This is a genomic window from Parolsenella sp. LCP21S3_E11 (assembly GCF_052118165.1).
Taxonomy (GTDB): domain Bacteria; phylum Actinomycetota; class Coriobacteriia; order Coriobacteriales; family Atopobiaceae; genus Parolsenella.
Genome location: NZ_JBQKHS010000009.1, coordinates 1 through 25,622, shown reverse-complemented (window position 1 = coordinate 25,622; position 25,622 = coordinate 1). Strand labels below are relative to the sequence as shown.

Here is a 25,622-nt window from a genome sequence, read left to right as displayed (position 1 = left end):
GGCGGGCTCTACCGCCGGCACGCGCCGCGGCTGCGTCACCAAACCGCCGGGCGGCGAGGAACGATTGGGCGGCGACGCGCCTGGGCCAGCCGCTCGGCCCGCCGTGCCCCTGTCGAACAAAAAGCCCCGCGACGCCATGGTGAACGCGCCACGGGGCGTTACTTGTCGGTGAGGAGGCTACCTGCCACCTCGCTGGGGCGTGCCCGGAAACTGGGACGTGCCCGGAAACTGGGACGTGCCCGGAAACTGGGACGTGCCCAGCTGCACCGGCGTGGCCGGTGACCGGGACGCGCCCCGTCGCCGCTACTCCAGCTCGAAGGCGCCGGTGTAGAGCTGGTAGTAATAGCCCTTCTTGGCGATGAGCTCGTCGTGGTTGCCGCGCTCGATCACATGACCGTGGTCGAGGCAGATGATCACGTCGGAGTTGCGCACGGTAGAGAGTCGGTGCGCGATGACGAAGGTGGTGCGGCCCTGCATGAGCGCGTCCATGCCCTTCTGCACGATGGCCTCGGTGCGCGTGTCGATTGAGCTCGTGGCCTCGTCCAGGATCATCGCGGGCGGGTCCGCCACGGCGGCGCGGGCGATGGAGATGAGCTGGCGCTGGCCCTGCGAGAGCTGGCTGCCGTTGCCGGTGAGCATCGTGTTGTAGCCCTCGGGCAGGCGGGTGATGAAGTCATCGGCGCCAGCAAGCTTGGCGGCGGCGATGCACTCGGCATCGGTCGCGTCGAGCTTGCCGTAGCGGATATTGTCCATCACGGTGCCAGTGAACAGGTTCACGTCCTGGAGCACCACGCCGAGCGAACGGCGCAGGTCTGCCTTGCGGATCTTGTTCACGTTAATGCCGTCGTAGCGGATCTTGCCGTCGGCGATGTCGTAGAAGCGGTTGATGAGGTTGGTGATCGTGGTCTTGCCCGCGCCGGTGGCACCCACGAAGGCGACCTTCTGGCCCGGCTTGGCATAGACGGAGACCCCGTAAAGCACCTGGTGTTCGGGCGTGTAGCCAAAGTCGACGTCCTCCATGCGCACGTCTCCGCGAAGGGGCGTGTAGGTGGTGGTGCCGTCGTGGTGCGGGTGCTTCCAGCCCCAGAGGCCCGTGCGCTTCTCGGACTCGACGAGCTCGCCCTTCTCGACGCCCAGGTTGACGAGCGTGACGTAGCCCTCGTCCTCCTCGGGCTTCTCGTCGATGAGGTCGAAGATGCGATTGGCGCCGGCGAGGCCCATGACGACGAAGTTGATCTGCTGGGAGATCTGGCCGATCTGGCCGCAGAACTGCTTGGTCATGTTGAGGAACGGGACAACCACGGCGATGGAGAGCGCCATGCCAGAGAGCGACAGGTTGGGCACGTCGAGGGCGAGGAACAGGCCGCCGGCGAGCGCGACGATGACGTAGAGCAGGTTGCCGATGTTCATAAGCACGGGCATGAGGATGTTGCCATACATGTTGGCCTGCTGGGAGACCTCGAAGAGGTGCTGGTTGAAGCGGTCGAAGTCCTTCTCGGCGGCGGCTTCGTGGCAGAACGCCTTGACGACCTTCTGGCCGTTCATGATCTCCTCGACCTGGCCCTCGACCACGCCGAGCTCCTTCTGCTGTGCCACGAAGAAGCGGGCGGACTTGGAGCCAAGCAGGCGCGTCATGGCAACCATGAACGCGACGCCGGCGACGATGACGATGCACATCCACACGGAGTAGTAGAGCATGATGATGAACACCGTGGTGATGACGATGCTGGTCTGGAAGAGGTTCGGCAGCGACTGCGAGATCATCTGGCGGGTGGCATCGATGTCGTTGGTGTAGTGGCTCATGATGTCGCCACGCTGGTTGGTGTCGAAGTAGCTGATCGGCAGGTCCTGCATGCGATTGAACATCTTCTCGCGAAGTTGCTCGAGCGTGCCCTGCGTGATGGTCGCCATTGAGCGGTTCCAGATGAGCGAGGCAATGACGCCCATGAGATAGACCAGGGCGAGCGTAGAGACGAGGCGGAAGATCTCGGGCTGTGCCGAAGCCCAGTCGCCAGACGCCCCGTAGGTGGAGATGATTTCGAGGGCACCCTGGAGGAACACGGCGCCAAACGAGTTGGTGATGGCGGCGATGGCGAGACATACGACGACGAGGGAGAGTCGGCGCGGGTAGAACGAGAAGATCGTCTTGATGAGGCGCAGAGCGGTGCCGGCCTTGGCCTGCGGGCGCTTGGGCTGCTGCTTACTCATTGGCCTCGCCTCCCTTCTCGGCATTGGCAGGGGTTGCGGTTACGGCTGGCGTGACGGTTGCGTCGGACGTGGCGGTTGCGTTGGCGCGCGCCTCGGCGCCCGAGCCCTCGGCGGCCTCGACGTCTGCCTCGTCCGTGCCCATCTTGTTCTGCGAAGTGTACGTCTCGAGATAGATGGCGCAGCGGCCCATGAGCTCGTCGTGCGTGCCGATGTCGGAGATGTGGCCGCCCTCCATTACCACGATGCGGTCTGCGTCTTCGACGCTCGAGATACGCTGGGCGATGATGAGCTTGGTAGTCTCGGGCAGGTAGGTAGCGAGACCCTCGCGAATCTTGGCGTCGGTCTTGGTGTCGACGGCGCTCGTGGAGTCGTCGAGAATCAGGACCTTCGGGCGGCGGAGAAGGGCTCGTGCGATGCAGAGGCGCTGCTTCTGGCCACCGGAGACGTTGGAGCCTCCCTGCTCGATCCAGGTGTTGTAGCCCTCGGGGAAGCCGTCGACGAACTCGTCCGCGCAGGCGAGGTGGGCGGCCGCGGCGACCTCCTCGTCTGTCGCGTTCTCGTCGCCCCAGCGCAGGTTCTCGGCGATGGTGCCGCTGAACAGCACGTTCTTCTGGAGCACCATGGCGACGTTCGTGCGAAGCGTCTCGAGGTCATAGTCGCGGACGTCGACGCCGCCGACGCGCACGGTGCCCTCGGTCGCATCATAGAGGCGCGCGATCAGGTTCACGAGCGTGGACTTGGAGGAGCCCGTACCGCCGATGATGCCGATGGTCTCGCCGCTCTTGATGTGGAGGTCGATGTCGGAGAGGGCGCGGCGCTCGGCGCGGGCGGAGTACTTGAAGCTCACGTGGCTGAAGTCGATCGAACCGTCCGCGACCTCGGTGACGGGGGAGGCGGGAGCCGCGATGGTGGGCTCTGCCTCGAGCACCTCGTTGATGCGTCGCGCGGACTCGTCCGCCATCGTGACCATGACGAAGATCATCGAGAGCTGCATGAGACTCATGAGGATCTGGAAGCCATAGGTGAAGATCGCGGAGAGCTGGCCCACATCGAAGAGGGTGGCATTACTGGTGATGATGACCTTGGAGCCCAGGTAGATAAGCACGACCCACGTGATATTGACGGTGATCATCATCATCGGGTTGTTAAAGGCGAGCAGCTTCTCGGCGCGCGTGAAGTCATCGCGGACGTCGCGGGCGGCGTGGGCGAACTTGGCCTTCTCGTAGTCCTCGCGCACGTAGCTCTTCACGACGCGCATGCCGGTGACGTTCTCCTCGACGGACTCGTTGAGGGCGTCGTACTTGTGGAAGACGCGCGAGAAGATGGGGCGGACGAGGTGGATGATGTAGAACAGGCCGAACGCCAGGAACGGGATGAGCACCACGTAGATGAGCGCGAGCGGGCCGCCCATGGCCGTTGCCATCGCGAAGGCGAAGATGAGGCACAGCGGCGAGCGGACGGCGATGCGGATGATCATCATGAACGCCTGCTGGACGTTGTTGATATCGGTGGTGAGGCGCGTCACGAGCGAGCTCGAGGAGAACTCGTCGATGTTGGCGAAACTGAAGCGCTGGATGTTGTAGAACATGTCGTGGCGCAGGTTCTTGGCGAAGCCGCAGCTAGCGTGGCTGCAGGTGATGCCGGCGGCCGTGCCGAACGCGAGGGAGAGCAAGGCGAGCGCCACGAGGATCGCGGCGGGTTGCATGAGCTCCGGCACCGTGGCCTCGACCTTGATCTGGTCGATGAGCGACGCGGTGAGGAACGGGATCGCCATCTCGCAGATGACCTCGCCGAGCACGAGCAGGGGCGTGGCGACGGAGTAGCGCTTGTACTCGCGGACGCTGCTCATGAGGTTGCGCATGATGGCACCGTAATCCGCCTTCGTTTTGACGGCGGACTTGCTGCCGGCGGCGCTCGCACCGGTGCCGGGTGCCTGCTGATTCGCGTCTAGTTCTTGCTGCATGGGCAATCCCCCTTCTCATACGGGTCGATCGACTTCCAGTGCTCTTTGACGAGGTCAAGCATGTTTTCTAGTTCGTTGCGCTGCTCCTGGGTGAGGCAGGTGAGGGCGCCCGCGCGGAAGCCTTCGCGGCGCGTCTGCTCCTCAAGCGCCTGTGCGTGGCCCTCGGGCGTGAGCTGAACGATGAGCTGGCGACGGTCTTGCGGGTCGCGCGTGCGCTCGATGAGGCCGTCGCGCTCGATTTTTGCGAGGACCTCCGAAAGGGAGCCGGCCTTGAGGTCGAACATGTTCATGAGCTCACGCTGGGGCATGGCGTCGCCGTGCTTGAGAAGGGCGCAGATGATGGGCGCGCGACCCGACCGCCCGCCACCGTGAATGTGGATGTAGTGGCCGCAGAAACCAAGCATGTCCACGATGTGCGCGCACTGGCGCTCGCAGGGGTCTGCGATATCCATCCAACGTGGGCGGAACGGGTCATCCGTGGTGGGGAGGGGTCTGGATTCGACTCTTCCGCATTGGGTGAAGCCCTCCGCATCTTGCTGCTCCATGGGCCTCCTTTCTACGGTTCTTCGAATGTGACGGAAGAAGTCTAGGAGTCTGCTGAGAAATAGTCAAGGTACCTAATGATTTGGAACCTAATTATTTTTACATGCACTTTACGTGCCTAGTTTCAGCGTGCTTAGGTCGGCCGCGCGCGATGAGCCGGCCACGCGCTTAGGTCAGCCGCGCGTGCTGAGCCGGCCGCGCGCGATGAGCCGCGTCTTGGCTGTGCGTTTGTAAGCGCAACGTAAGCGCGGGTCATCAGTACGTAAGGGCGCGTCACCCGCTCGTAAGGCCTGGCAGATTACGATGATCGCGCACGGGCCGGCCCGTAGAGTCTCGTCTTGGAAAGCGGAAACGCCTCCACGGGCCACAAGACTCGGTGTCCAGAGGCCAAGCCGCAACGCTCATAGATACAAAGGAGAACCATGAGCATGGACATGTCTCGTCGTCAGTTCCTCGGTCTTGCCGGCAGCCTCACCGCCGTCGCCGGTCTCGGCCTCGTCGGCTGCGGTGGCTCCGGTGCCGCCAAAACGGCAGCCGCTTCCTCCGAGGCTGCCGCCGACCTCTCCGGCTCCATCACCTGCTCGGGCGCCACGAGCTTCCAGCCGCTCGTCGAGGACGCCGCCAACGCCTTCATGGATGCCAACGCCAACGTCAACATCACCATCTCCGGTGGTGGCTCCGGCCAGGGTCTCTCCGACGTCAAGGATGGCAAGGCCCAGATCGGCCGTTCCGATATCTTCGCCGAGGAGAAGCTTGAGGCCGCCGACGCCGCCAAGCTCGTCGACAACCAGGTCGCCGTCGTGGGCATGGGTCCTGTCGTGAACAGCGACGTCGACGTTGACGGCCTCACCACCGAGCAGCTCCGTGGCATCTTCACCGGCGAGATCACCGACTGGAGCCAGGTTGGCGGCACCGCCGGCCCGATCCAGGTCATCAACCGCAAGGCTGGCTCCGGCACCCGCGCCACTTTCGAGAGCGCCGTCCTCGCCGGCGCCACCGTGCCCGACTCCTTCAAGCCGGTCGCCGAGGAAGACTCCTCCGGCACCGTCGTCGAGAAGCTCCAGCAGACCGCTGGCGCCATCTCCTACCTTGCCTTCTCCTACTACGATGACTCCAAGTTCAAGGCCCTCAAGGTCGACGGCGTCGAGCCTAAGGCCGAGAACGTCGAGTCCGGCGACTTCAAGATCTGGTCCTACGAGCACATGTACGTCGCTCAGGACGCCGATGAGGTCACCAAGGCCTTCATCGAGTACATGCTCTCCGATGACGTCCAGGGCTCCCTCGTCGAGGAGAAGGGCTTCATCCCTCTGACCGGCATGAAGGTCAAGAAGGACGCTTCCGGCACCATCTCCGCCGCCTAGCCTAGACACTCCATCCAAAGGACTCGCACATGGCAAAGCAGCTTATGCCGAAGCGAAGCCTGGAGAACGTTGGACTGGGGCTCACGGGGGCCTGCGTGGCCCTCGTGGCCCTTGTTGTTTTGACCCTCATCGTCATGGTCGCCGAGCAGGGTCTCACCACGTTCTTCGTTGACGGCGTTGACTTCGGTAGCTTCATTTCGGGACAGAACTGGATTCCGACCGACGGCCGCTACGGCGCGCTGCCCCTCATCGTGGGATCGTTCTCCGTCACGATCCTCTCGACGCTCTTCGCGCTTCCCGTTGCCCTGGGCTCGGCGATCTTCGTGGTCGAGGTCAGGCCGGTCTTCGGCCGCAAAGTCTTCCAGCCTCTGGTCGAGCTCCTCGTGGGCATCCCCAGCGTCGTCTATGGCCTCATCGGTCTCACGGTGGTCAACGCCGCGATGCGCTCGATCTTCGGCGACGCGGCGGGCACCGGCGCCGGCATCCTCTCGGGTGCCATCGTCCTCGCGGTCATGATTCTGCCCACGGTGACGACGCTTTCAATCGACGCTCTCGCCGCCGTGCCCAACCAGTATCGCGAGGGCTCCTACGCCCTCGGCTGCACCCGCTGGCAGACCGTCACGCACGTTGTCCTCAAGAGCGCCCTCCCGAGCTTGCTCACCGCGGTCATTCTCGGCATGACGCGCGCCTTCGGCGAGACGCTCGCCGTGCAGATGGTCATCGGCGGCGTCGAGAAGGCCATGCCCAACGGCCTGCTTGATCCCGCGGCCACGCTCACGACGGCCCTCACGAGCGGTCTTTCCAACGCGACGACGGGCTCGGTCGAGTACCACGCCCTCTGGAGCCTGGGACTTCTGCTCATGGGCATGTCACTCTTGTTCATCATGATCATCCACGTTATTGGCAAGAGGGGAGCGAAGGCGAATGGTTAACGCAAACTCGACCTGTGCCACTGGCGCCATGTCCTCCGGCGTCGATGCCGTCGCCCACGCGGCATCCGACGCCGTGTCCGCCGCGGCCGCCCACGTCACGCCCGGCGTTTCCGAGAAGGGCACCTTCGCTGGCGGCGCCTCCTCCGCCGGGGCTTCCGGCACCCCGACCGGCCCCGACGTCATGTCCGGTGTCGACCTCGACGCCCATGCGGCGAAGATCGGTCGTCAGGACAAGATCGCGACCGGCGTGCTCACTGTCATCGTCGGCCTCGTGTTGGCGCTGCTTGCCGCCATCGTCATCTACATCCTCGCTCGTGGCCTGTGGAAGGTCGTCCAGCCGGGATTTCTCACGAACGCCTCGTCTGACGAGGAGCTTCCCGGCATCGCCTTCCAGCTGTTCGACTCGTTCTACATGCTGATCATCACGCTGCTCATCAGCGTGCCCATCAGCCTGGGCGCGGCCATCTTCCTCGTGGAGTACGCGCCCGACAACTGGATCACGAGCGCCGCTTCCACCGCGATCGAGACCCTCTCGAGCCTGCCCTCCATCGTTGTGGGCATGTTCGGCAGCCTGTTCTTCGTCGTGGTGCTCCACTGGGGCATCTCGATTATCGCCGGCGCGCTCGCGCTCACGATGTTCAACATCCCCATTCTCGTGCGCGTCATCCAACAGGCGCTCTCCGACGTGCCACGCTCGCAGCGTGACGCCGCGCTCGCCATGGGCCTCACACGCTGGGAGACCACGCTCAACGTGCTTCTCCCCGCCGCCATGCCCGCCATCGTCACCGGCATCGTCATCTCTGCCGGTCGCGTGTTTGGCGAGGCCGCGGCGCTGATCTTCACCTCTGGTTCCGCCGCCGCGCGCATCAACTTCGGCGCCGCCATCACGAGCCCGCGTAGCCCCTGGAACATCTTCCGCCCGGCAGAGACGCTGGCCGTCCACATCTGGAAGCTCAAGATGGAGCCCACGCCCGGCAACGACGAGATCGTCTGGGGTACGGCCGCGGTGCTGATCATCTGCGTGCTGCTGTTCAACGTCCTTGCGCGTCTCGCTGGCAAGGTCCTTGCGAGGAGGCTGACGAGCGAATGAGCCAGACCATGACCGAGGGCCTCGACGGGGCCCAGCGCGAGGGGGCCGTCGCGCCCGCCGCTGCCGAGGGCAACGCCTCCGCCGACCACCTCCTTCGCGCCCGTGGCGTCACCGTGCGCTATGACCACGTCAAGGAGGCCCTGCACCCCACCACGCTCGGCTTTGACGCCGGCCAGGTGACGGCGCTCATCGGCCCCTCCGGATGCGGCAAGTCGACCTTCCTGCGCTGCCTCAACCTCATGAACCGTGAGATTCCTAAGTGCGACGTGGGCGGAGAGATCCTCTACCACGGCCGCAACATCAACACGCGCGAGGAGAACCTCTTCCAGCTGCGTACGAGCATCGGCATGGTGTTCCAGCAGCCGACGCCGTTCCGCAAGTCCATTCGCGAGAACATCCTGTTCGCGCCGCGCCGCCACGGCCGTGTCGCCAGCCGTGAGGAGGCCGACGAGCTCGTCGAGCGTTCGCTTCGCCAGGCTGCTCTCTGGGACGAGGTCAAGGACAAGCTCGACCAGAGCGGCCTGGGCCTCTCCGGCGGCCAGCAGCAGCGCCTCTGCATCGCGCGCACCCTCGCGATGAGCCCGGACGTCGTGCTGTTCGACGAGCCCTGCTCGGCACTCGACCCCATCTCCACCTTCGCGGTGGAGGAGACGATTCGCTCGATCGCTGACTCGGGCATCTGCGTCGCCATCGTGACGCACAACATGGAGCAGGCCACGCGCGTAAGCGATCGCACGGCCTTCTTCTACATGGGCGATATGGTCGAGGACGGCCCCACGAAGCGCATCTTCATGGATCCGCACGACGAGCGCCTCGCAGACTACCTCAGCGGAAGGTTTGGATGATCTGATGGAGAAGGAGTTCACCCAGTCGCACCATCGTTCGATCGCGGACGCCCCATCCGCCATTGACGCGCGCGACTTCAATCTCTGGTATGGGGACTTCCAGGCCTTGAAGCACATCACGCTCGACATCCCCGAGCATCGCTGCACCGCCTTCATCGGCCCCTCTGGCTGCGGAAAGTCGACGCTGCTCCGCACGTTCAACCGCATGTGCGACTTCGTTGAGACCGTGCACCACGAGGGCGCGATTGAGTTCTCCGGCAAGGATGTCTTTGCGATGGACGCCAACGCACTGCGCGTCCACGTGGGCATGGTCTTCCAGCACCCCAACCCGTTCCCGATGAGCATCCGCGACAACGTCCTCTACGGCCTCAACCGCATGATGCGCCTCACTCGCGCCCAGGCGGACGAGGTCCTCGAGCGCACGCTCAGCGAGGCTGCTCTCTGGGACGAGGTCAAGGACAAGCTCGACCAGAGCGGTCTGGGCCTCTCCGGAGGCCAGCAGCAGCGCCTTTGCATCGCGCGCGCCCTGGCGACGAGCCCGGACGTCCTGCTCATGGATGAGCCGACGAGTGCCCTCGACCCCATCTCGACCCTCGTGGTCGAGGAGCTCATGCAGCAGCTCTCGCGCGAGCACACCGTCGTGGTCGTCACCCACAACATGCAGCAGGCGACCCGCGTCGCCGACAAGACCGCGTTCTTCTACCTCGGTGAGCTCATCGAGGCCGGTCCCACCAAGGAGCTGTTCGCCAACCCGCGCGAGCAGCGCACCCAGGAATATCTCTCAGGGAGGTTCAGCTGATATGGCTACCCGAGTCGAGTTCACAAGGCAGTTGAGCGACATGGAGGGCCTGCTCGCGCGTTTCGCCGAGAAGTCCGCGACGGACGTCCGCGCTGCGGGCCTTGCCGCCTCCGGCGATCGCGGCGCCGAGACGGGCGTCCTCAAAGGTAGGAAGTCCGCCGATCGCCTCCGTCAGGAGATCGAGAGCCTCTGCCTCGACATCATGCTCATGCAGCAGCCGCTCATCGGAGAGGACCTGCGCTTCGTGTCCGCGTCGTTCCGCCTGGTCTCTGACCTCGCGCAGATCGACTCCATGACGCGCGACGTCGCCTTCGTCTTCTCCGAGATGCCCTCCGACGTCACGACCCGCCTGTCCGACTCCTTCGTTCACATGAGCGAGCACGCGGCGAAGATGGTCGATGACAGCATCGAGGCGTTCCTCACCAAGAACGTCGAGCTCGCGCAGAAGGTCATCGCCAGCGACGACGTCCTCGACAAGATGTACGCCGCGGCCGAGGCGGTCGTCGTCGAGCTCATCAGGCAGGGCCAGCCGTCGCCCGGCAGCCTCCCGGAGCTGCTCATGGCTGCCAAGTACTTCGAGCGAATCGGTGACCAGGCGCAGCGCATCGCTGATTGGGCGGTGTTCCGCGCCACCGGAGAGCGTATCCTTACCGGCGGGGACCACTCCGCCGCCAATATGGATGGGGAGTAGCCCAAAGTGATGGCGGATCGGATGGAGAGCGACCAGTTGATCTACTACGTCGAGGACGAGAAGAACATCCGCGAGCTGACGGTCTATGCGCTGTCGCAGGCCGGCATCGAAGCTAAGGGCCTTCCCGATGACGCGGCGTTCAGGCGCGCCTGCGCCGAGCGCATCCCTGACGCGGTGCTTCTCGACATCATGCTGCCCGACACGGACGGCCTTACCATCCTAAAGCGAATCCGCCAGACGCCCGGCCTCTCCCAGGTACCGGTTATGATGCTCACGGCTCGCGACTCGGAGCTTGACACCGTGACCGCCCTCGACGGCGGAGCGGATGACTACCTCGCAAAACCCTTCGGCATGATGGAGATGGTGAGCCGCGTGCGCGCCCTGCTGCGCCGCGCCCCGTCGCGCGCCGTCGCCTCAGCCGCCGTCTCCGACGTCATGAATCTGGGACCTTTGTCCCTTTCTCCCTCCAGGCACGAGGTCTCCCTCGAAGGAAAGCCCCTTAATCTCACCGTCAGGGAGTTCGATTTGCTATCGTTCCTCATGAGGTCTCCCGGTGTGGTGTTCAACCGCGAGACGCTTCTGCAGCGCGTGTGGGGTTGGGACTTCGACGGCGGTAGCCGCACGGTCGACGTCCACGTCCAGACGCTGCGCCAGAAGCTCGGCGATCACGCCGAACTCATCGAGACAGTGCGTGGGGTTGGATACCGATTGAGGGGCTAGTGCCATGGCGGAGGACGCGACCAACGGCATGATGGGTCAGGAGGAGCTTCCTGAACAGGTGGCTGATGCCGTCGATGACGGCGGTGCCACCGGGGCTGTGACGCCTGCGGGTGAGGATGATGTGGATAAGGACGCGCCCGCCGTGCCCGCCCCGGATGCCGTGCCCGCCGCACCTGCCGCGGATGCGGATGTCGACGGCGACTCCTCCCCACGGAGGTTCCGTACGCGTCTGGCCCGTGGGCGCAAGTCACTTGCGCGCCGCATCTTCGTCTCGCTTGCCGCCGTGTCCGCCATCGCGGCCGTCGCGGTTCTCGTCATCGCCACGCTCGTCTACCAGAAGAGCGGCGTGAGCGATGCCGGCCGCATGCTCGAGACCGAGTGCGCCCTCGTCAAGACGAGCATGCGCGGCACGCAGTCTGACATCATCCACCTCACCAACCTTGACCTCGGCGAGGTGCGCGTGACCGTCGTCGGCCCCGACGGCACCGTGCTCTATGACAACCAGAACAGCGTCGACAGCATGCCCAACCACGCCGACCGCCCCGAGATTGCCAGTGCGCTCGAGACGGGCAAAGGTTCTGCGGAGCGAGACTCGGCCACGTCTGGCAAGGTCGAGATCTATCGCGCCGTTCGCCTCGACAACGGCAACGTGCTGCGCCTCGCCGTCGACCGCGATGGCATCAAGGCGGCACTCGGGCATGACGTGCTGCTCGCCGTTGCTGTCGTCACCGCCGTGGTGCTCGTGTGCTGGGCCGTGTCGCGCCTGATCGTCGATCGCCTCGTGGAACCCATCCTCGACATCGATCCCTCGAATCCTGACCCGGAGGGCTCCTACGTGGAGCTCGAGCCCCTGGTCGAGCGTATCGACGAGCAGATGGGGGAGCTCCGCGGCGCGGACCTCATGCGTCGCGAGTTCACCTCGAACGTGACGCACGAGCTCAAGACGCCACTTTCCACCATCTCTGGTGCGGCGGAGCTCATTCGCGACGGCATCGCGAAGCCCGAGGACGTGCCGGAGTTCGCCGGTCGCATCGTGGACGAGGCGCACCACATGACGGACCTCGTGAACGACATCCTTACCCTCTCCAAGCTCGACGAGTCCGAGCGCGCCGGTGATACCTCGCTGCTTGGCAAGGCCGAGCCCGTCGATATCGCCCATGCGCTTCGCGAGGTCGGCAATCGTCTCGCGCCCGTGGCGGAGGCGGCCGGCGTGAGACTCACTTGCAGCGGAGATCCCGTCATCGTGCGCGGCATCCCGTCGCTTCTCGACGAGCTCGCCTACAACCTGTGCGACAACGCGATTCGTTACAACCACGCCGGAGGCACGGTTGATGCCCGCATCGACGTCGTCGACGGCTGCCCGCGCCTCGTCGTGGCCGATACCGGCCTGGGCATCCCCGAGGCGGCGCAGGCCAAGGTCTTCGAGCGCTTCTATCGCGTCGACGCGAGCCGGTCGCGCGAGCGTGGCGGCACGGGCCTGGGCCTCGCCATCGTGAAGCACGCCGCGGCCTATCATGGCGCCAAGCTCGCGCTCGAGTCGAAGGAGGGCGTCGGCACCACCGTGACCGTCACCTTCCCGGAGTCCTCGCTCGTGGAGGCGCTCGGCTAGTCGCTGGCAGCTTGCCATTCTCGGACGCTCGATTCGGGCGGTGTCTCTCCGGGGGCGCCGCCCCTGTCTTTCTCGGCCGTCCGGCCCCGTTCCCACCCGGCGCCTCTCGGCCGCCCGGCCCCGCTCCCGCCATTCCCGGGCGTGCAAAAGTGCGATAATCAGCAGGTTGACTGACTATCGAGAAGGGCACCCATGGCTTCCGAGAACACGAATCGCCCCAACTTCCCGGCGCGCGCCGTCGTTACGGCCGGTATGCCGTATGGCAACAAGGACCTGCACTTTGGCCACATCGGTGGCGTCTTCGTGCCGGCGGATTTCTTCGCCCGCTTCCTGCGTGACCGCATCGGCTCCGAGAACGTGCTGTTCGTCTCTGGCACGGACTGCTATGGCTCGCCGATCATGGAGGGCTACCGCAAGCTCACGGAGGCCGGCGAGTTCTCCGGCACCATCACCGACTACGTCCGTGGCCACCACGACAACCAGAAGGCCGCGCTCGACGCCTACGGCATCTCGCTCGACATCTTTGCCGGCAGCGGCCTCGAGCCGGCAAAGCCCTTCCATGCGAAGCTCTCTGACGAATGGATTCGCCGCCTGTACGAGGTGGGCGCCCTCAAGAAGCGCTCCACGCTGCAGTTCTATGACACCGAGGCGAAGACCTTCCTGAACGGGCGCCAGGTCAAGGGCCGTTGTCCGGTCCGCGGTTGCAAGTCCGAGAAGGCCTATGCGGACGAGTGCGACCTGGGGCACCAGTTCGACCCGGAGGAGCTCATCAATCCGGTCTCCCAGCTCACGGGCACCAAGCCCGAGCTTCGTCCGTGCGACAACTGGTACTTCGACCTGCCCGCGTTCTCCGAGGCCCTCGAGACCCTCATGGACGAGTGGGACACCGACCCGCAGGTTCGCGACATCGTGACCAAGACCGTTCGCGAGAGCCTCGTCGCCCCCGTCATCTACATCAAGAACGAGCTGCGCGAGGACTTCGCCGCCGTCGCGGGCGACCTTCCGGTCCACACCGTGCACGAGGCTCAGGGCAACCAGGCCAGCTTCTCCGTCGAGTTTGCCGATTGGGAGGCGCGCGACAAGGCGCGCGAGGTGCTCGAGAGCGCGCACGTGCGCTTCCGCACGGGCAAGTGCCTGCTGCCGTTCCGCATCACCGGCAACATCGACTGGGGCGTCGCCGCTCCGGAGATCGACGGCGTGAGCGGCCTCACCGTTTGGTGCTGGCCCGAGAGCCTGTGGGCGCCGATCAGCTTCGTCCAGACCGCGCTTGCCGAGAGCGCCGATGGCCGTTACTCGAGCCGCGACTGGCACGACTGGTGGTGCGCGGATGACTCCCGCGTCTTCCAGTTCATCGGCCAGGACAACATCTACTTCTACTGCGTGGCGCAGCCCGCGATGTGGGAGGCGATGGGCTGGGGTCTCAAGCAGACTACGCCCGTGGCCAACTACCACATCCTGTTCATGAACAAGAAGGCCTCGAGCTCGGGCGCCATCAAGCCGCCGATGGCCGCGGAGCTTCTCGACCACTACACCGCCGAGCAGCTGCGTGCCCACTGGCTGTCGCTCGCGCTCGACGCCAAGGCCGTGAGCTTCTCGCCCAAGGTCTATGACACGAGCGTCTCCTACAAGGACAAGAAGACCGGCGAGGAGGTCCTCGTGTGCGACGATCCTCGCGTCGTCGACCCCGCCCTCAAGGAGAGCGCGTTCCTTACGAACATCTTCAACCGCCTCGCTCGCAGCTGCTTCTACGGCGCCGCGAAGGCGTGCGATTGCAAGCTGCCTGCGGTGGAGGCGAGTGCCGAGGTCGTCGAGGAATGCCGCGAGGCGACGCTTGCGTTCGAGCGTACGGTCCACGGGATGGACTTCCACGGCGCGCTTGCCGCGGTGGAGGAGTTCACTCGCGCGGCCAACAAGCATTGGGACGCGGCGAGCAAGGCCGCGGGCGATGATACTGATGCTTACGTGGCCGCCCTCGCGGACGCTTTTGCCGCCCTTCGCACGACGGCCCTGCTGATGCACCCCGCCGTACCTGCCGGGTGCGAGCTCGTTGCCGAGTACATGGGCTTCTCGGAGAAGGACTTCTTCAGCTGGGAGCATGCTCTTGCCACGCCGCGCGAGCTTGCCGCCGAGCTTGGCGAGGATGCCTCCGAGCACGCTATCCTCGAGCTCCCCCCGCGCTTCGACTTCTTCCGCAAGCACGAGAGCCAGTACAAGAAGTAGTCGCTCGCGTGGCGCTGTGATTTCGTAACGCAAGCCTCCCCGGCCGCTTTCGCCGGGGAGGCTTTTTGTCGCCGCGCGCGGGTGGGCGCGCGCGGCGAATGGCAGACGGTCCTGCCCGGGCGGCGACCGAGCAGCGGTCCTGCCCGGGCGGTGCGGGCGGCTCTCCTGGTCCTTCGAGTCCTGTTTTGGCTCGACGCCGACATCTGCGTACAACGAATTTGAGATTCTGCGGCTCGATTTGGCCGTTTTTGGCACCAAAACTCATATGAGAGTGTAGCGGCAGCAAATAAAACACCAGTTGGCCGATTTCGCGCTGGTCACAAAACTCGGAATTCAGCCGCAGAATCTCAAATAAGTTGTCAGGCATGTCGCCAGACCCGGCAAAAATGCCCGCGAACGAAGCCGATCGCGTGAATGAGTAAGGCTTGGCAGCGTTCGAGCATGGGCGGCGCGCGGGAATGGAGCGTGAGGGCAAGCGCGAACGGGCGCGACGGCGTTCGAGCGCGGGCGGGCGCACGTCGTGCGGGGTGCAACGGTATGGAAGTTCGGCGCGGGGACCGTGTCGGTGGGTAGAATGAAGGCTCACTCGAAAGAAGGAGCAAGCATGATTAAAGCCGTCCTCTTTGACATGGACGACACGCTGCTCGACATCAACCTCACGGCGTTCATGAGCGCCTACGTAGCTGACACGTCGCGCATCCTCTCGAGCATCTCCGGGGCGCCCACCCTCTTGTTTGGCATGGCGTACGCTCGTGGCTACCTCGCCGTGAGCAATGACGCGCGTGCCGATGGCCTCACCAACCAAGAGGTCTTCAATGCGGAGTTCGAGCGTGTGAGCGGCGTTCCCGTGGGAGATGCGGCCATCGCAGACGCCATTGGCTACTACGAGCGCGAGATCCTGCCGCACCGCGGCGCCGGCCTGGTTGCCGCACGCCCGATGCCGGGCGGCCTCGACGCCATCGAGCGAGCTGGCGAGCTGGGCCTTTCCGTGGCGTTGGCGACGAACCCGAGCTTCTCCGAGAGCTGCATTCACGCTCGCATGGGCTGGGCTGGCATCGAGGATGCGCCGTTTCTCCGCGTGAGCCACTCCGGTAACTCGACGCGCCTCAAGCCGAAGGCGCGCTATTACGAGGAGTTTGTCTCGGCGATCGGCCTTGCTCCCAGCGAGTGCCTCATGGTTGGCAACGACGCCCGTCGCGACTTTCCTCGTCCGAACATCGGCATGCGCACCGCCTATGTGGGCCACACCCATCCGCGCCGTGCCATCTGGTGCGGTCGCATGAGCGAGCTCGCGGACGCCCTCCCTGCGATCATCGACGAGCTCAACCGCGAGGGCTAGGGAGCGGCGCTGGTGACGCGACGCGTTCGGCCGTGCGCCGGCCCATGCCTCCGCCCGTCTTTGGCCTCGCGTCCCGCGTCCGGCGCCTGCCACCTCCGCCCATCCCCGCCCCGCGCCCGCCGCATGGGTAGAATGGAGTCCGTGTTCCAAGCGGCGTCGGCGCGCCACGCGTCGTCGCGTTTCCAAGAAACGGAGCCCCAATGGCAGACCAGAACGGCATTCCCCAGTTTGAGCTGGGCGATCTTTCGCGCGTGCACCATCTCATCGGCGTCGTCTCCGGCAAGGGAGGCGTGGGCAAGTCGCTCGTGACGGGCATTCTCGCCCGCGAGCTCTCGCGTGCCGGCAAGACCGTCGCCATCCTCGACGCGGACATCACCGGCCCCTCCATCCCGCACATGTTTGGCATGGCCGACAAGCGCGCCCAGGTCGAGGACGGCCACCTTCTCCCGTGCGTCTCGAAGCATGGCGTCAAGGTCATGAGCGCCAACCTCGTCCTTGAGGACGAGTCTCAGCCCGTCCTGTGGAGGGGTCCCGTCCTTGGCGGTGCCATCCGCCAGTTCTGGGGTGACACCGCGTGGGGCGACATCGACTACATGCTCGTCGACATGCCTCCCGGAACGGGCGACGTCGCGCTCACCGTCTTCCAGAGCCTTCCGATCGAGGGCATCGTCATCGTCACGAGCCCGCAGGACCTCGTGAGCATGATCGTGGGCAAGGCCGTGAACATGGCCGCCCAGATGAAGATCCCGGTCCTCGGCCTCGTCGAGAATATGAGCTACGCGGTTTGCCCGCACTGCGGCGAGCACATCGCGGTCTTTGGCGAGAGCAAGCTCGCGGAGGTCGCCGCTGGCTACGGCCTGCCTGTGCTCGGCACGCTCCCGATCGACCCCGCCATCGCCGCGGCCTGCGATGACGGCACCTTCGAGGACGCCCTTCCCGAGGGTCTCCTGCCTGACGCCGTCGCCTTCGCTCTCGACCTCCCCGAGCTCGAGGTTGCCGAGCAGGAGCCCAAGCCGCGCGAGCCCACGATGGCCGAGCGAGCCGCTGCCGCCGCTGCCGCCTACAAGGCGAAGAAGGCCGAGGCGGCGGGTGGCGATGTCGTCGACGTGACCCCGAGCGAGGTCTAGCGTGGCGACTCGCCGCAAGACTTCCGCCGGTGCGGCGCGCGCGAGGGGGCGGGAACAGGCCCTCGCTGCCGCCGCTGGCGTTGTTCTGCCCAAGCGTATTGACGTCGCCGTCATAGGAGGCGGTGCGTCTGGCCTCGTGTGCGCGATCACCGCCGCCGAGGCAGGTGCCTCCGTCGTCGTGCTCGAGCGCGACCTTGCCTGCGGCAGGACGATCCTCGCCACGGGCAACGGCCGCTGCAACTTCGCGAACGCCGAGCTCGATCCGGCTCGCTACCGCAACCCAGAGTTCGTTTCCGCCGTCATGGGCAATCCTGCTGCCGCGCTCGAGGACATCCTCGGCTTCTTCGTTGGGTGCGGCCTCGTCTGGGCGGAGGAGGAGGGCAGACTCTACCCGCGCAGCCGTCAGGCGGCGAGCGTGCGCAATGTCCTGCTCGCCCGCGCGGCGCGTGCTGGCGTCACGTTCGCGCCTGCCCGCGAGGTCACCTCGCTCAGGCGTCACGGCGCGTCTTGGCGCGTTCGCTTCGATCAGGCCTGGGATGGCCGCTCCTCCTCGTTTGACGCCGGCGCCGTCGTGGTCGCCTCTGGCGGTGGGTCCGCGCTCGTGCGCGGGCTGGGTGTTCCCGTCGCGGACGAGTCTCCCGTGCTTTGCGCGCTTGCCGCGGTGGGGCCGGCGCCCTCGTTGCTCGATGCGCTCGACGGGCGTCGCGCCCGTTGCGTGGCGTCCCTCACGCGAGGGGGCCGCGTGGTGTTTCGCGAGGCGGGGGAGGTGCTCTTCCGTCCGTACGGGCTCTCCGGCATCGTCTCGTTTGACCTGTCGAGAAGGGCGCATCCCGGTGACATGGTCGAGCTCGACCTTGCCCCGGACGTGGACGCCTGGGAGGTCGACGAGCTTGTCGCGAGTCATCCCGGCGAGGCGACTGCCCTCGACGGCATCCTCGATCCGGTGATCGCGGCCGAGCTCATCGCCCTTGCCGGCGGCCCTGGTGCGGATGGCCTCGCCTGGCGCGTGGCGCCGCTCGTGAAGGGCCTGCTCTTCCGTGTGACCGGCCTTGCGGATGAGGCGCATGCACAGGTGACCCGCGGTGGCATTGACGTCTCCGCGCTCTCCGCGGACACCCTCGCCATCGCGGGTGCGTCTGGGCTCTTCGCCTGCGGAGAGGCCATCGACGTGGACGCCGACTGTGGCGGCTTCAACCTCGCCTGGGCGTGGTCGAGCGGTCTTCGCGCCGGTACCGCTGCTGCCGAGACGGGCATTGCCGCGCGCCCGTCTGTGGGGGAGGCCGAGAAGGGCATCGATGCCGTCGTGCCCGCTGGCTACCGCGCTTCACGTTCGTCCAGCTCAAAAGCCAAGGGAAGCTCCGCATGCTAGAGATTTCAAACCTCAAGATCGCCCTCGCCAGGCTCGACGGCACGCCCGAGTCCGAGCGCCGCGCCGTCCGCGTCGCCGTCCTCCGCCGCCTACACGTCGCGCCGGACGACGTCACGGGCGTCGAGCTGCGCCGTCGCTCCGTCGACGCCCGCAAGCGCGACAACGTACACCTCACGGTGACGGCGCGGGTGACGCTGCGCGGCGGGGCGAATGCGGAGAGGACCCTCCTCGGCAAGCTCGCACGTCGCAAGAACGATCGCGGTATCCAGCAGGTCGAGGACAGCGCGCCGCTGCTCCCGCCACGCGTCGCGAAGTCCCCAGCCCACCGGCCCGTCGTGGTCGGCGCGGGCTGCGCGGGCCTCTTCTGCGCGTTTGCGCTCGCGTCCGCCGGGCTTGACCCCATCCTGGTCGAGCGTGGCGACGACGCCAGCCGCCGCGGCGAGGCCGTCCGCCGCTTCAACGAGACGGGCGAGCTCGACTGCGAGAGCAACATCCAGTTCGGCGCGGGTGGCGCCGGAACCTTCTCCGACGGCAAGCTCACCACCGGCACGAAGAGCGCTCTGCACCGCCTCGTCCTCGATACTTTCGTTGAGGCGGGTGCTGCGCCTGAGATCGCCTGGGACGCGAAGCCGCACATCGGCTCGGATGTCCTGCCAGGCGTCGTCGATCATATCTGCGCGCGCATTCGCGAGCTTGGCGGCGAGATCCGCTTCCGCACGAGGCTCGTGGGCATTGACATGGCGGGCGGCACCACCTCACCGCGCGTCGAGGCCGTCTCCCTCGAGCGCCGAGAACCGTCCGGCCTTCTCGTGGAGGAGCGCCTTTGCACGGACGCCCTCGTCCTCGCCTGCGGCCATTCCGCCCGCGACGTCTTCGAGCTCCTGCGTGACCTGGGTGTGGCGCTCGACCGCAAGACCTTCGCCATGGGCGTGCGCATCGAGCACCTCCAGGCTGACATCGACCGCGCGCAGTACGGTCCCTCCGCCGGACACCCTGCGCTTGGGGCCGCGCCCTACAAGCTCGTGGCACATCTCCCGAGCGGCCGCAGTGCCTACAGCTTCTGCATGTGTCCCGGCGGCTACGTGGTCGCCGCTGCGAGCGAGGAGGGCGGTGTCGTCACGAACGGCATGAGCCTCGCGGCCCGCGCCGGCACCAACGCGAACTCGGGGCTGCTCGCCAACGTCTTGCCGAGCGACCTGCCCGGCGACGACCCGCTCGCCGGTATCGAGCTCCAACGCCAGTGCGAGCGCGCGGCGTTTGAGATGGGCGGCGGCGGCTACGTCGCTCCGGCGCAGCTCGTGGGAGACTTCCTGCGTCGCGAGGCCTCGAGCGCGGCGGGTCGCGTCAGACCCACCTACCCGCGCGGCGTTGCCTGGGGCGAGGTGGACGGGTGCCTTCCGCCCTATATCGCCGAGACCCTGCGCGAGGCCATTCCCGCCATGGCACGCCACCTCCACGGTTTCGATGATGCCGAGGCCGTGCTCACGGGCGTCGAGAGCCGCTCGAGCTCGCCGGTGCGCGTCACGCGCGGCGACGGCTTCCAGAGCGTGAGCCACGCCGGGCTCTTTCCGGCGGGCGAGGGCGCGGGCTATGCGGGCGGCATCATGAGCGCCGCGACCGACGGCCTCCGCGTCGCCGATGCCGTGATCACTGCGCTTGCGGGGTAGAATTGAGTGAGTGGGCGACGAGCGAGAGGAGGGCATCATGTTTTGGGATTACATCCAGCTTCCTGATGAAACTCAGGTTGCCTATTCGGATATGCACGAGGACGGTACCGTTGAGGTTCGTATTGAGCGTCCGGTCGACATGGGCTTCAATTCTGCGCGCTGCATGCTCCCTGCTTTTACCTGGAGCGATGTTGAGGGCTTCACGGATGACGAGATGAAGAAGCTTGACGCCCTTGTAAAAAACAACGCGCCGCTTATCTTCGAATTCGCTCAGGCAGACCCAAGCGAGAGGCTGACTGCCTAATGCCTAAGGTTCTCGTGGTCGGTAGATATGTGCTGTTCTTTTGGGTCTCAGAGAATGGAGAGCCCGTCCACGTGCACGTTGCGGTGAGGCATCCAGAGAAGAATTCAACAAAGTTCTGGCTCACGTCTTCCGGCGGATGCATCCTTGCCAACAACAACAGCAGCATCCCCGAGAAGGATTTACGTAATCTCGCCAAGGTCATCAAGTTCAACCACGGCTTGATCTGTGAGCGATGGATGGAGACGTTCGGGCGGGATTCGCTCGGGTTTTATCTATAGGCCGCCCAGGGCTATTCAGGTTAGCTCGCAGGATGCAAAGTTGACCGCCCAACTCTGTACAACTCGCGTTCTACATGCGGAAACGTTACAAATGGGCAACTCGCGACGTTCGCGCGCGGGCTTGTCTGCGCTATGATTGCAACGTCTGTGGAAGTCGCGTTCGCTTGCGGGCGCGCAACACGATGGACGCCGCGACACCGGGGAGTGTCGTGGTCCGTATGCGCCGGATTCGCCGTCTTGGCGTGCCGGCTCGCGCAAAGAAAGGAGAGGCATGCAGTATTCACAGGAAGTGGAGAACATGTGCCCCGTCGCCAAGGGTGCTTACCACGGCCCCGCGCCCATCCCCGAGGAGGGCAAGTGGGTTCAGGCCAAGGAGATCTCTGACATCTCTGGCCTCACGCACGGTGTGGGTTGGTGCGCTCCCCAGCAGGGCGCCTGCAAGCTCACGCTGAACGTCAAGGAGGGCATCATCGAGGAGGCCCTGGTCGAGACCATCGGCTGCTCCGGCATGACCCACTCCGCCGCCATGGCTTCCGAGATCCTTCCCGGCAAGACCATCCTTGAGGCCCTCAACACCGACCTCGTCTGCGATGCCATCAACGTCGCCATGCGCGAGATCTTCCTGCAGATCGTCTACGGTCGCAGCCAGACCGCGTTCTCCGAGGGCGGCCTGCCCGTCGGCGCCTCCCTCGACGACCTCGGCAAGGGCCTTCGCTCCCAGGTCGGCACCATGTTCGGCACCAAGGCCAAGGGCGCTCGTTACCTCGAGCTCGCCCAGGGCTACGTCACCCGCATGGCGCTCAACGACAAGAACGAGATCATCGCGTTCGAGTTCCTGAACCTCGGCAAGTTCACTGACGCCCTCAAGGCCGGCAAGTCCGCTAAGGACGCCATCCAGGGCGCCATGGGCCACTACGGCCAGTGGGACAACGCCGCCAAGTACATCGATCCGCGCACTGACGAGGAGACCCACTCCGTCGCCAGCACGTTCCCGGTTCACGAGTAGAAAGGGAGGGATATAACCATGGCTGTTACGTTCGAAGGTTACGAGCGCCGCGTTGAGAAGATCAACAAGTGCCTCGCCGACAACGGCATCGCCTCCCTCGAGGAGGCCCTGCAGATCTGCACTGACAAGGGCTTCAACCCGCGTGAGATCGTCCACAACACGCAGTCCATCGCCTTCCAGAACGCCGAGTGGGCCTACACCCTGGGCTGCGCCCTGGCTGTCAAGCGTGGCGTCAAGTCCGCTTCCGAGGCCGCTTCCGTGATCGGCGAGGGCATCCAGGCCTTCACCGTCCCCGGCTCCGTCGCTGAGGACCGCAAGGTCGGTCTCGGCCACGGCAACCTCGGCGCCATGCTGCTCTCCGACGACACCGAGTGCTTCGCGTTCCTCGCCGGCCACGAGTCCTTCGCCGCCGCTGAGGGCGCCATCGGCCTGGCCCTCAATGCCAACAAGGCCCGTCAGAAGCCGCTCCGCGTCATCCTGAACGGCCTTGGCAAGGACGCCGCCCAGATCATCGCCCGCATCAACGGCTTCACCTACGTGAAGACGCAGTTCGACTACTACACGGGCGAGCTCAAGGTTGTCGAGACCATCCCGTACTCCGATGGCCCGCGTGCCGCCGTCAACTGCTACGGCGCCGATGACGTCCGCGAGGGCGTTGCCATCATGTGGCACGAGAACGTCGACATCTCGATCACCGGTAACTCCACCAACCCGACGCGCTTCCAGCACCCCGTTGCTGGCACCTACAAGAAGGAGCGCCTCGAGGCTGGCAAGAAGTACTTCTCCGTCGCTTCTGGTGGCGGCACTGGTCGTACCCTGCACCCGGACAACATGGGCGCCGGCCCCGCCTCCTACGGCATGACCGACACCATGGGCCGCATGCACTCTGACGCCCAGTTCGCCGGCTCCTCCTCCGTGCCTGCGCACGTCGACATGATGGGTCTCATCGGCATGGGCAACAACCCCATGGTCGGTGCCACCGTCGCCTGCGCCGTCGCCGTGAACGCCGCGCTGAACGCGTAGGGACAACCTTACAGAATCATTCTCGTGTCAGGTTTCTGACGTGAGATGAGACCGCTGCTCGGGCTTCTCGGGCAGCGGTTTTCTTTTTTCTGAACTTGGCAAACGGTAGCAAATTTGTCGTGGACGGTAGTTCTTGCGCGGTGTACCCTAGGCAGCGCCCAAGCGGCACCCCGTTGCAACGCGGTATCTACACCACAGGGCACGCCTTACATAAGGCGCGTCTGCAAGGAAAAAGGGAAGCGATTCGAACTATGTTCGAGACCGAACTGCCGTATGACCACAAGACGATGACCATTCGTCTCGAGGACAAGAACTTCGCCGGCCTCATGCAGGGTCACCAGAATGATTTCAAGCCGTCCGAGAGCCAGGAGCAGCTCGTCGAGGACTCCCTCGACAACCCCTATGGCTCTCCCAAGCTCGAGGAGCTTTGCGCGGGCAAGCGTGACATAGTCATCATCAGCTCCGACCACACGCGTCCCGTGCCCTCGCGCGTGACGATGCCCATCCTGCTTCGCCGCATCCACGCCGCGGCGCCTGAGGCACGCGTGCGCATCCTCGTGGCCACGGGCATGCACCGTCCCTCCACGCACGAGGAGCTCGTCAACAAGTACGGCGAGGACATCGTCGCTAACGAGGAGATTGTCATGCACGTCGCTACCGACGACAGCATGATGGAGAAGATCGGCACGCTGCCCTCCGGCGGCGAGTGCATCATCAACAAGGTCGCGGCCGATGCCGACCTGCTGCTTGCGGAGGGCTTCATCGAGCCGCATTTCTTCGCGGGCTTCTCGGGCAGCCGCAAGTCTGTGCTGCCGGGCGTGGCCAGCTATAAGACGATCATGTACAACCACAACGGTCAGTTCGTAAACGACTCTCACTCCCGTGCCGGCAACCTCTGCCACAACCACGTGAGCGAGGACATGTTCGCCGCGGCCGAGATGGCGCACCTCGCCTTTGTGCTCAACGTGGTCTTGAACGGCAAGCACGAGGTCATCGGCTCGTTTGCCGGCGACATCCACGAGGCCCACGAGGCCGGCTGCGACTTTGTGAGGAAGCTCGCCGGCGTGGAGCCCGTGGCGTGCGACATCGCCGTCACCACCAACGGCGGCTACCCGCTCGATCAGAACATCTACCAGGCGGTCAAGGGCATGTGCGCCGCGGAGGCGACCCTGCCCGAGGGCGGCGTGATCATCGACGTCGCCGGCTGCGCCGACGGTCACGGCGGCGAGGGCTTCTACAAGAACATCGCCGAGAACGACCCGGCCGAGTTCGAGCGTGCCTGCATCGAGCGTCCCAAGGACGAGACCCTGCCCGACCAGTGGACGAGCCAGATCTTTGCCCGCATCCTGGCGCATCACCCCGTGATCATGGTCACGGACCTCTGCGACCACCAGATGCTGCGCGACATGCACATGACGCCGGTCAACACCGTCGAGGAGGCCCTCGAGCTCGCCTTCCAGATGAAGGGCGCCGACGCCAAGGTCGCCGTCATCCCGGACGGCCTCGGCGTGGTCGTTGCCCAGCACTAGCCTATTCGGCCGCGGGGGCGCGGTTGTTGCCCGGCATTAGCCTATGCGGCCGCGGGGGCGCGGCCTGTCGATAGGGAACAGAAGGAAGTACGTTCGAAGGAGTTTTGCACGTGATCAGCAACGATCTGCTTTTCCATATGCTGTGCGAGTTTGGCAGCACGGCACTCATGATCGTCTTTGGCGTGGGCGTCCACTGCGACACCGTGCTCAAGGGCACGAAGTACCAGGGTTCCGGCCACATGTTCGCCATCACGACGTGGTCGTTCGGCATCTCCGTGTGCCTGTTCGTCTTTGGCGGCGCCGTGTGCATGAATCCGGCCATGGTACTTGCGCAGTGCATCGTGGGTCTCGTCCCCTGGGCGAGCTGCATCCCCTACATGGTGGCCGACATGCTCGGTGGCTTCGCGGGCGCTTGCATCGCCTGGCTCATGTACGCCGACGAGTTCAAGGCCTCCGAGGGCGTCATTGACCCGGTTGCCCAGCGCAACATCTTCTCGACGAACCCCACGAAGGAAGGCACGGACTTCGCTCGTGATTTCTTCTGCGAGGCCATCTGCACCTTCGTGTTCATCTCCGCAATTCTGGCCGCCGCGAGCCGCGCTGGCGAGAACGTTCTGATGCTCGCTATCTGCGTGGGCCTCATCGTGTGGGCCGTCGGTATGGGCATGGGCGGCATCACCGGTTTTGCCATGAACCAGGCTCGCGATCTCGGCCCGCGCATGGCCTACCAGCTGCTTCCTATCAAGAACAAGGCTGACAATAACTGGAAGTACGGCCTGCTCGTGCCCGGCATTGCGCCGTTCGTGGGCGCTGCCGTGGCCGCGCTGTTCGTGCACGGGTTCCTCGGTCTGTTCTAGCGCTTGCTTGCGTGACGCTTCGTGGCGCCGCTACCCCTTGCGGGTGGCGGCGCTTTTTTGTTGCGCGCGGAGGTTGGCGCGTGGCGCGTGCGGGCGGCCGGCGGCGTGCGTGGCGCGTGCGGGCGACCGGCGGCGTGCGTGG

22 protein-coding genes are annotated in these 25,622 nt (G+C 65.4%); 19 read left to right on the top strand and 3 right to left on the bottom strand.

Annotated features, from left to right (window positions below; translation table 11 throughout):
* Positions 1 to 303: 303 nt before the first annotated feature.
* The 3 genes from ACTQ1Z_RS07615 to ACTQ1Z_RS07605 form a co-directional block, all read right to left on the bottom strand.
* Positions 304 to 2,208 (bottom strand): ABC transporter ATP-binding protein, encoded by a 1,905-nt coding sequence (locus ACTQ1Z_RS07615; protein ID WP_441859973.1) that lies wholly within the window; start codon positions 2,206 to 2,208, stop codon positions 304 to 306.
* Positions 2,201 to 4,057, bottom strand: a complete 1,857-nt coding sequence (locus tag ACTQ1Z_RS07610; protein WP_441859998.1) for an ABC transporter ATP-binding protein — start codon at positions 4,055 to 4,057, stop codon at positions 2,201 to 2,203. The genes ACTQ1Z_RS07615 and ACTQ1Z_RS07610 overlap by 8 nt, the downstream gene beginning before the upstream one ends.
* 98 nt (positions 4,058 to 4,155) lie before the next feature.
* Positions 4,156 to 4,716 (bottom strand): MarR family winged helix-turn-helix transcriptional regulator, encoded by a 561-nt coding sequence (locus ACTQ1Z_RS07605; protein ID WP_320680583.1) that lies wholly within the window; start codon positions 4,714 to 4,716, stop codon positions 4,156 to 4,158.
* Positions 4,717 to 5,136: 420 nt separating this feature from the next.
* Between ACTQ1Z_RS07605 and ACTQ1Z_RS07600 the strand changes: the two genes are divergently transcribed.
* The 19 genes from ACTQ1Z_RS07600 to larD all read left to right on the top strand — a co-directional run bounded on the left by ACTQ1Z_RS07600 (position 5,137) and on the right by larD (position 25,480).
* On the top strand, positions 5,137 to 6,075 hold the full coding sequence (locus tag ACTQ1Z_RS07600) for a phosphate ABC transporter substrate-binding protein (RefSeq protein ID WP_441859970.1): 939 nt from the start codon (positions 5,137 to 5,139) through the stop codon (positions 6,073 to 6,075).
* A 29-nt stretch (positions 6,076 to 6,104) separates the two neighbouring features.
* Complete coding sequence (gene pstC, locus ACTQ1Z_RS07595) at positions 6,105 to 7,007, top strand: phosphate ABC transporter permease subunit PstC (protein WP_441859968.1); 903 nt, start codon at positions 6,105 to 6,107, stop codon at positions 7,005 to 7,007.
* Positions 7,000 to 8,097 (top strand): phosphate ABC transporter permease PstA, encoded by a 1,098-nt coding sequence (gene pstA / locus ACTQ1Z_RS07590; protein WP_441859966.1) that lies wholly within the window; start codon positions 7,000 to 7,002, stop codon positions 8,095 to 8,097. Before pstC ends, pstA begins: the two co-directional genes overlap by 8 nt.
* Positions 8,094 to 8,942, top strand: coding sequence for a phosphate ABC transporter ATP-binding protein (locus tag ACTQ1Z_RS07585; protein ID WP_441859964.1), 849 nt, complete (start codon positions 8,094 to 8,096; stop codon positions 8,940 to 8,942). Before pstA ends, ACTQ1Z_RS07585 begins: the two co-directional genes overlap by 4 nt.
* Before the next feature lie 4 nt (positions 8,943 to 8,946).
* Entirely contained in the window at positions 8,947 to 9,741 is a 795-nt protein-coding gene (gene pstB, locus ACTQ1Z_RS07580) for a phosphate ABC transporter ATP-binding protein PstB (RefSeq protein WP_441859962.1), read from the top strand.
* A gap of 1 nt (position 9,742) precedes the next feature.
* Complete coding sequence (locus tag ACTQ1Z_RS07575) at positions 9,743 to 10,432, top strand: phosphate signaling complex PhoU family protein (protein WP_441859960.1); 690 nt, start codon at positions 9,743 to 9,745, stop codon at positions 10,430 to 10,432.
* Between the two features lie 9 nt (positions 10,433 to 10,441).
* Positions 10,442 to 11,152 (top strand): response regulator transcription factor, encoded by a 711-nt coding sequence (locus tag ACTQ1Z_RS07570; RefSeq protein ID WP_320680512.1) that lies wholly within the window; start codon positions 10,442 to 10,444, stop codon positions 11,150 to 11,152.
* Positions 11,153 to 11,156: 4 nt separating this feature from the next.
* Positions 11,157 to 12,761: an ATP-binding protein gene (locus tag ACTQ1Z_RS07565; RefSeq protein ID WP_441859958.1), complete on the top strand. Its 1,605-nt coding sequence runs from the start codon at positions 11,157 to 11,159 to the stop codon at positions 12,759 to 12,761.
* A 192-nt stretch (positions 12,762 to 12,953) separates the two neighbouring features.
* Positions 12,954 to 14,981: a class I tRNA ligase family protein gene (locus tag ACTQ1Z_RS07560; RefSeq protein WP_441859956.1), complete on the top strand. Its 2,028-nt coding sequence runs from the start codon at positions 12,954 to 12,956 to the stop codon at positions 14,979 to 14,981.
* 604 nt (positions 14,982 to 15,585) lie between these two features.
* Positions 15,586 to 16,320 (top strand): HAD family hydrolase, encoded by a 735-nt coding sequence (locus tag ACTQ1Z_RS07555; RefSeq protein WP_441859954.1) that lies wholly within the window; start codon positions 15,586 to 15,588, stop codon positions 16,318 to 16,320.
* Positions 16,321 to 16,520: 200 nt separating this feature from the next.
* Positions 16,521 to 17,447, top strand: coding sequence for an Mrp/NBP35 family ATP-binding protein (locus ACTQ1Z_RS07550; protein WP_441859952.1), 927 nt, complete (start codon positions 16,521 to 16,523; stop codon positions 17,445 to 17,447).
* Between the two features lies 1 nt (position 17,448).
* Positions 17,449 to 18,816 (top strand): aminoacetone oxidase family FAD-binding enzyme, encoded by a 1,368-nt coding sequence (locus tag ACTQ1Z_RS07545; RefSeq protein ID WP_441859950.1) that lies wholly within the window; start codon positions 17,449 to 17,451, stop codon positions 18,814 to 18,816.
* Positions 18,810 to 20,483 (top strand): NAD(P)/FAD-dependent oxidoreductase, encoded by a 1,674-nt coding sequence (locus ACTQ1Z_RS07540; RefSeq protein WP_441859948.1) that lies wholly within the window; start codon positions 18,810 to 18,812, stop codon positions 20,481 to 20,483. The genes ACTQ1Z_RS07545 and ACTQ1Z_RS07540 overlap by 7 nt, the downstream gene beginning before the upstream one ends.
* A gap of 37 nt (positions 20,484 to 20,520) precedes the next feature.
* Complete coding sequence (locus tag ACTQ1Z_RS07535) at positions 20,521 to 20,787, top strand: hypothetical protein (RefSeq protein ID WP_293814949.1); 267 nt, start codon at positions 20,521 to 20,523, stop codon at positions 20,785 to 20,787.
* Positions 20,787 to 21,065 (top strand): DUF4160 domain-containing protein, encoded by a 279-nt coding sequence (locus tag ACTQ1Z_RS07530; protein ID WP_441859946.1) that lies wholly within the window; start codon positions 20,787 to 20,789, stop codon positions 21,063 to 21,065. The genes ACTQ1Z_RS07535 and ACTQ1Z_RS07530 overlap by 1 nt, the downstream gene beginning before the upstream one ends.
* 271 nt (positions 21,066 to 21,336) lie before the next feature.
* Complete coding sequence (locus ACTQ1Z_RS07525; RefSeq protein ID WP_441859944.1) at positions 21,337 to 22,071, top strand: iron-sulfur cluster assembly scaffold protein; 735 nt, start codon at positions 21,337 to 21,339, stop codon at positions 22,069 to 22,071.
* 18 nt (positions 22,072 to 22,089) lie between these two features.
* Complete coding sequence (locus ACTQ1Z_RS07520) at positions 22,090 to 23,094, top strand: GGGtGRT protein (protein WP_307975502.1); 1,005 nt, start codon at positions 22,090 to 22,092, stop codon at positions 23,092 to 23,094.
* Positions 23,095 to 23,345: 251 nt separating this feature from the next.
* On the top strand, positions 23,346 to 24,623 hold the full coding sequence (gene larA, locus ACTQ1Z_RS07515; protein WP_441859942.1) for a nickel-dependent lactate racemase: 1,278 nt from the start codon (positions 23,346 to 23,348) through the stop codon (positions 24,621 to 24,623).
* 110 nt (positions 24,624 to 24,733) lie between these two features.
* Positions 24,734 to 25,480: a D/L-lactic acid transporter LarD gene (larD, locus tag ACTQ1Z_RS07510; RefSeq protein ID WP_441859940.1), complete on the top strand. Its 747-nt coding sequence runs from the start codon at positions 24,734 to 24,736 to the stop codon at positions 25,478 to 25,480.
* The last annotated feature ends 142 nt before the right edge of the window (positions 25,481 to 25,622 follow it).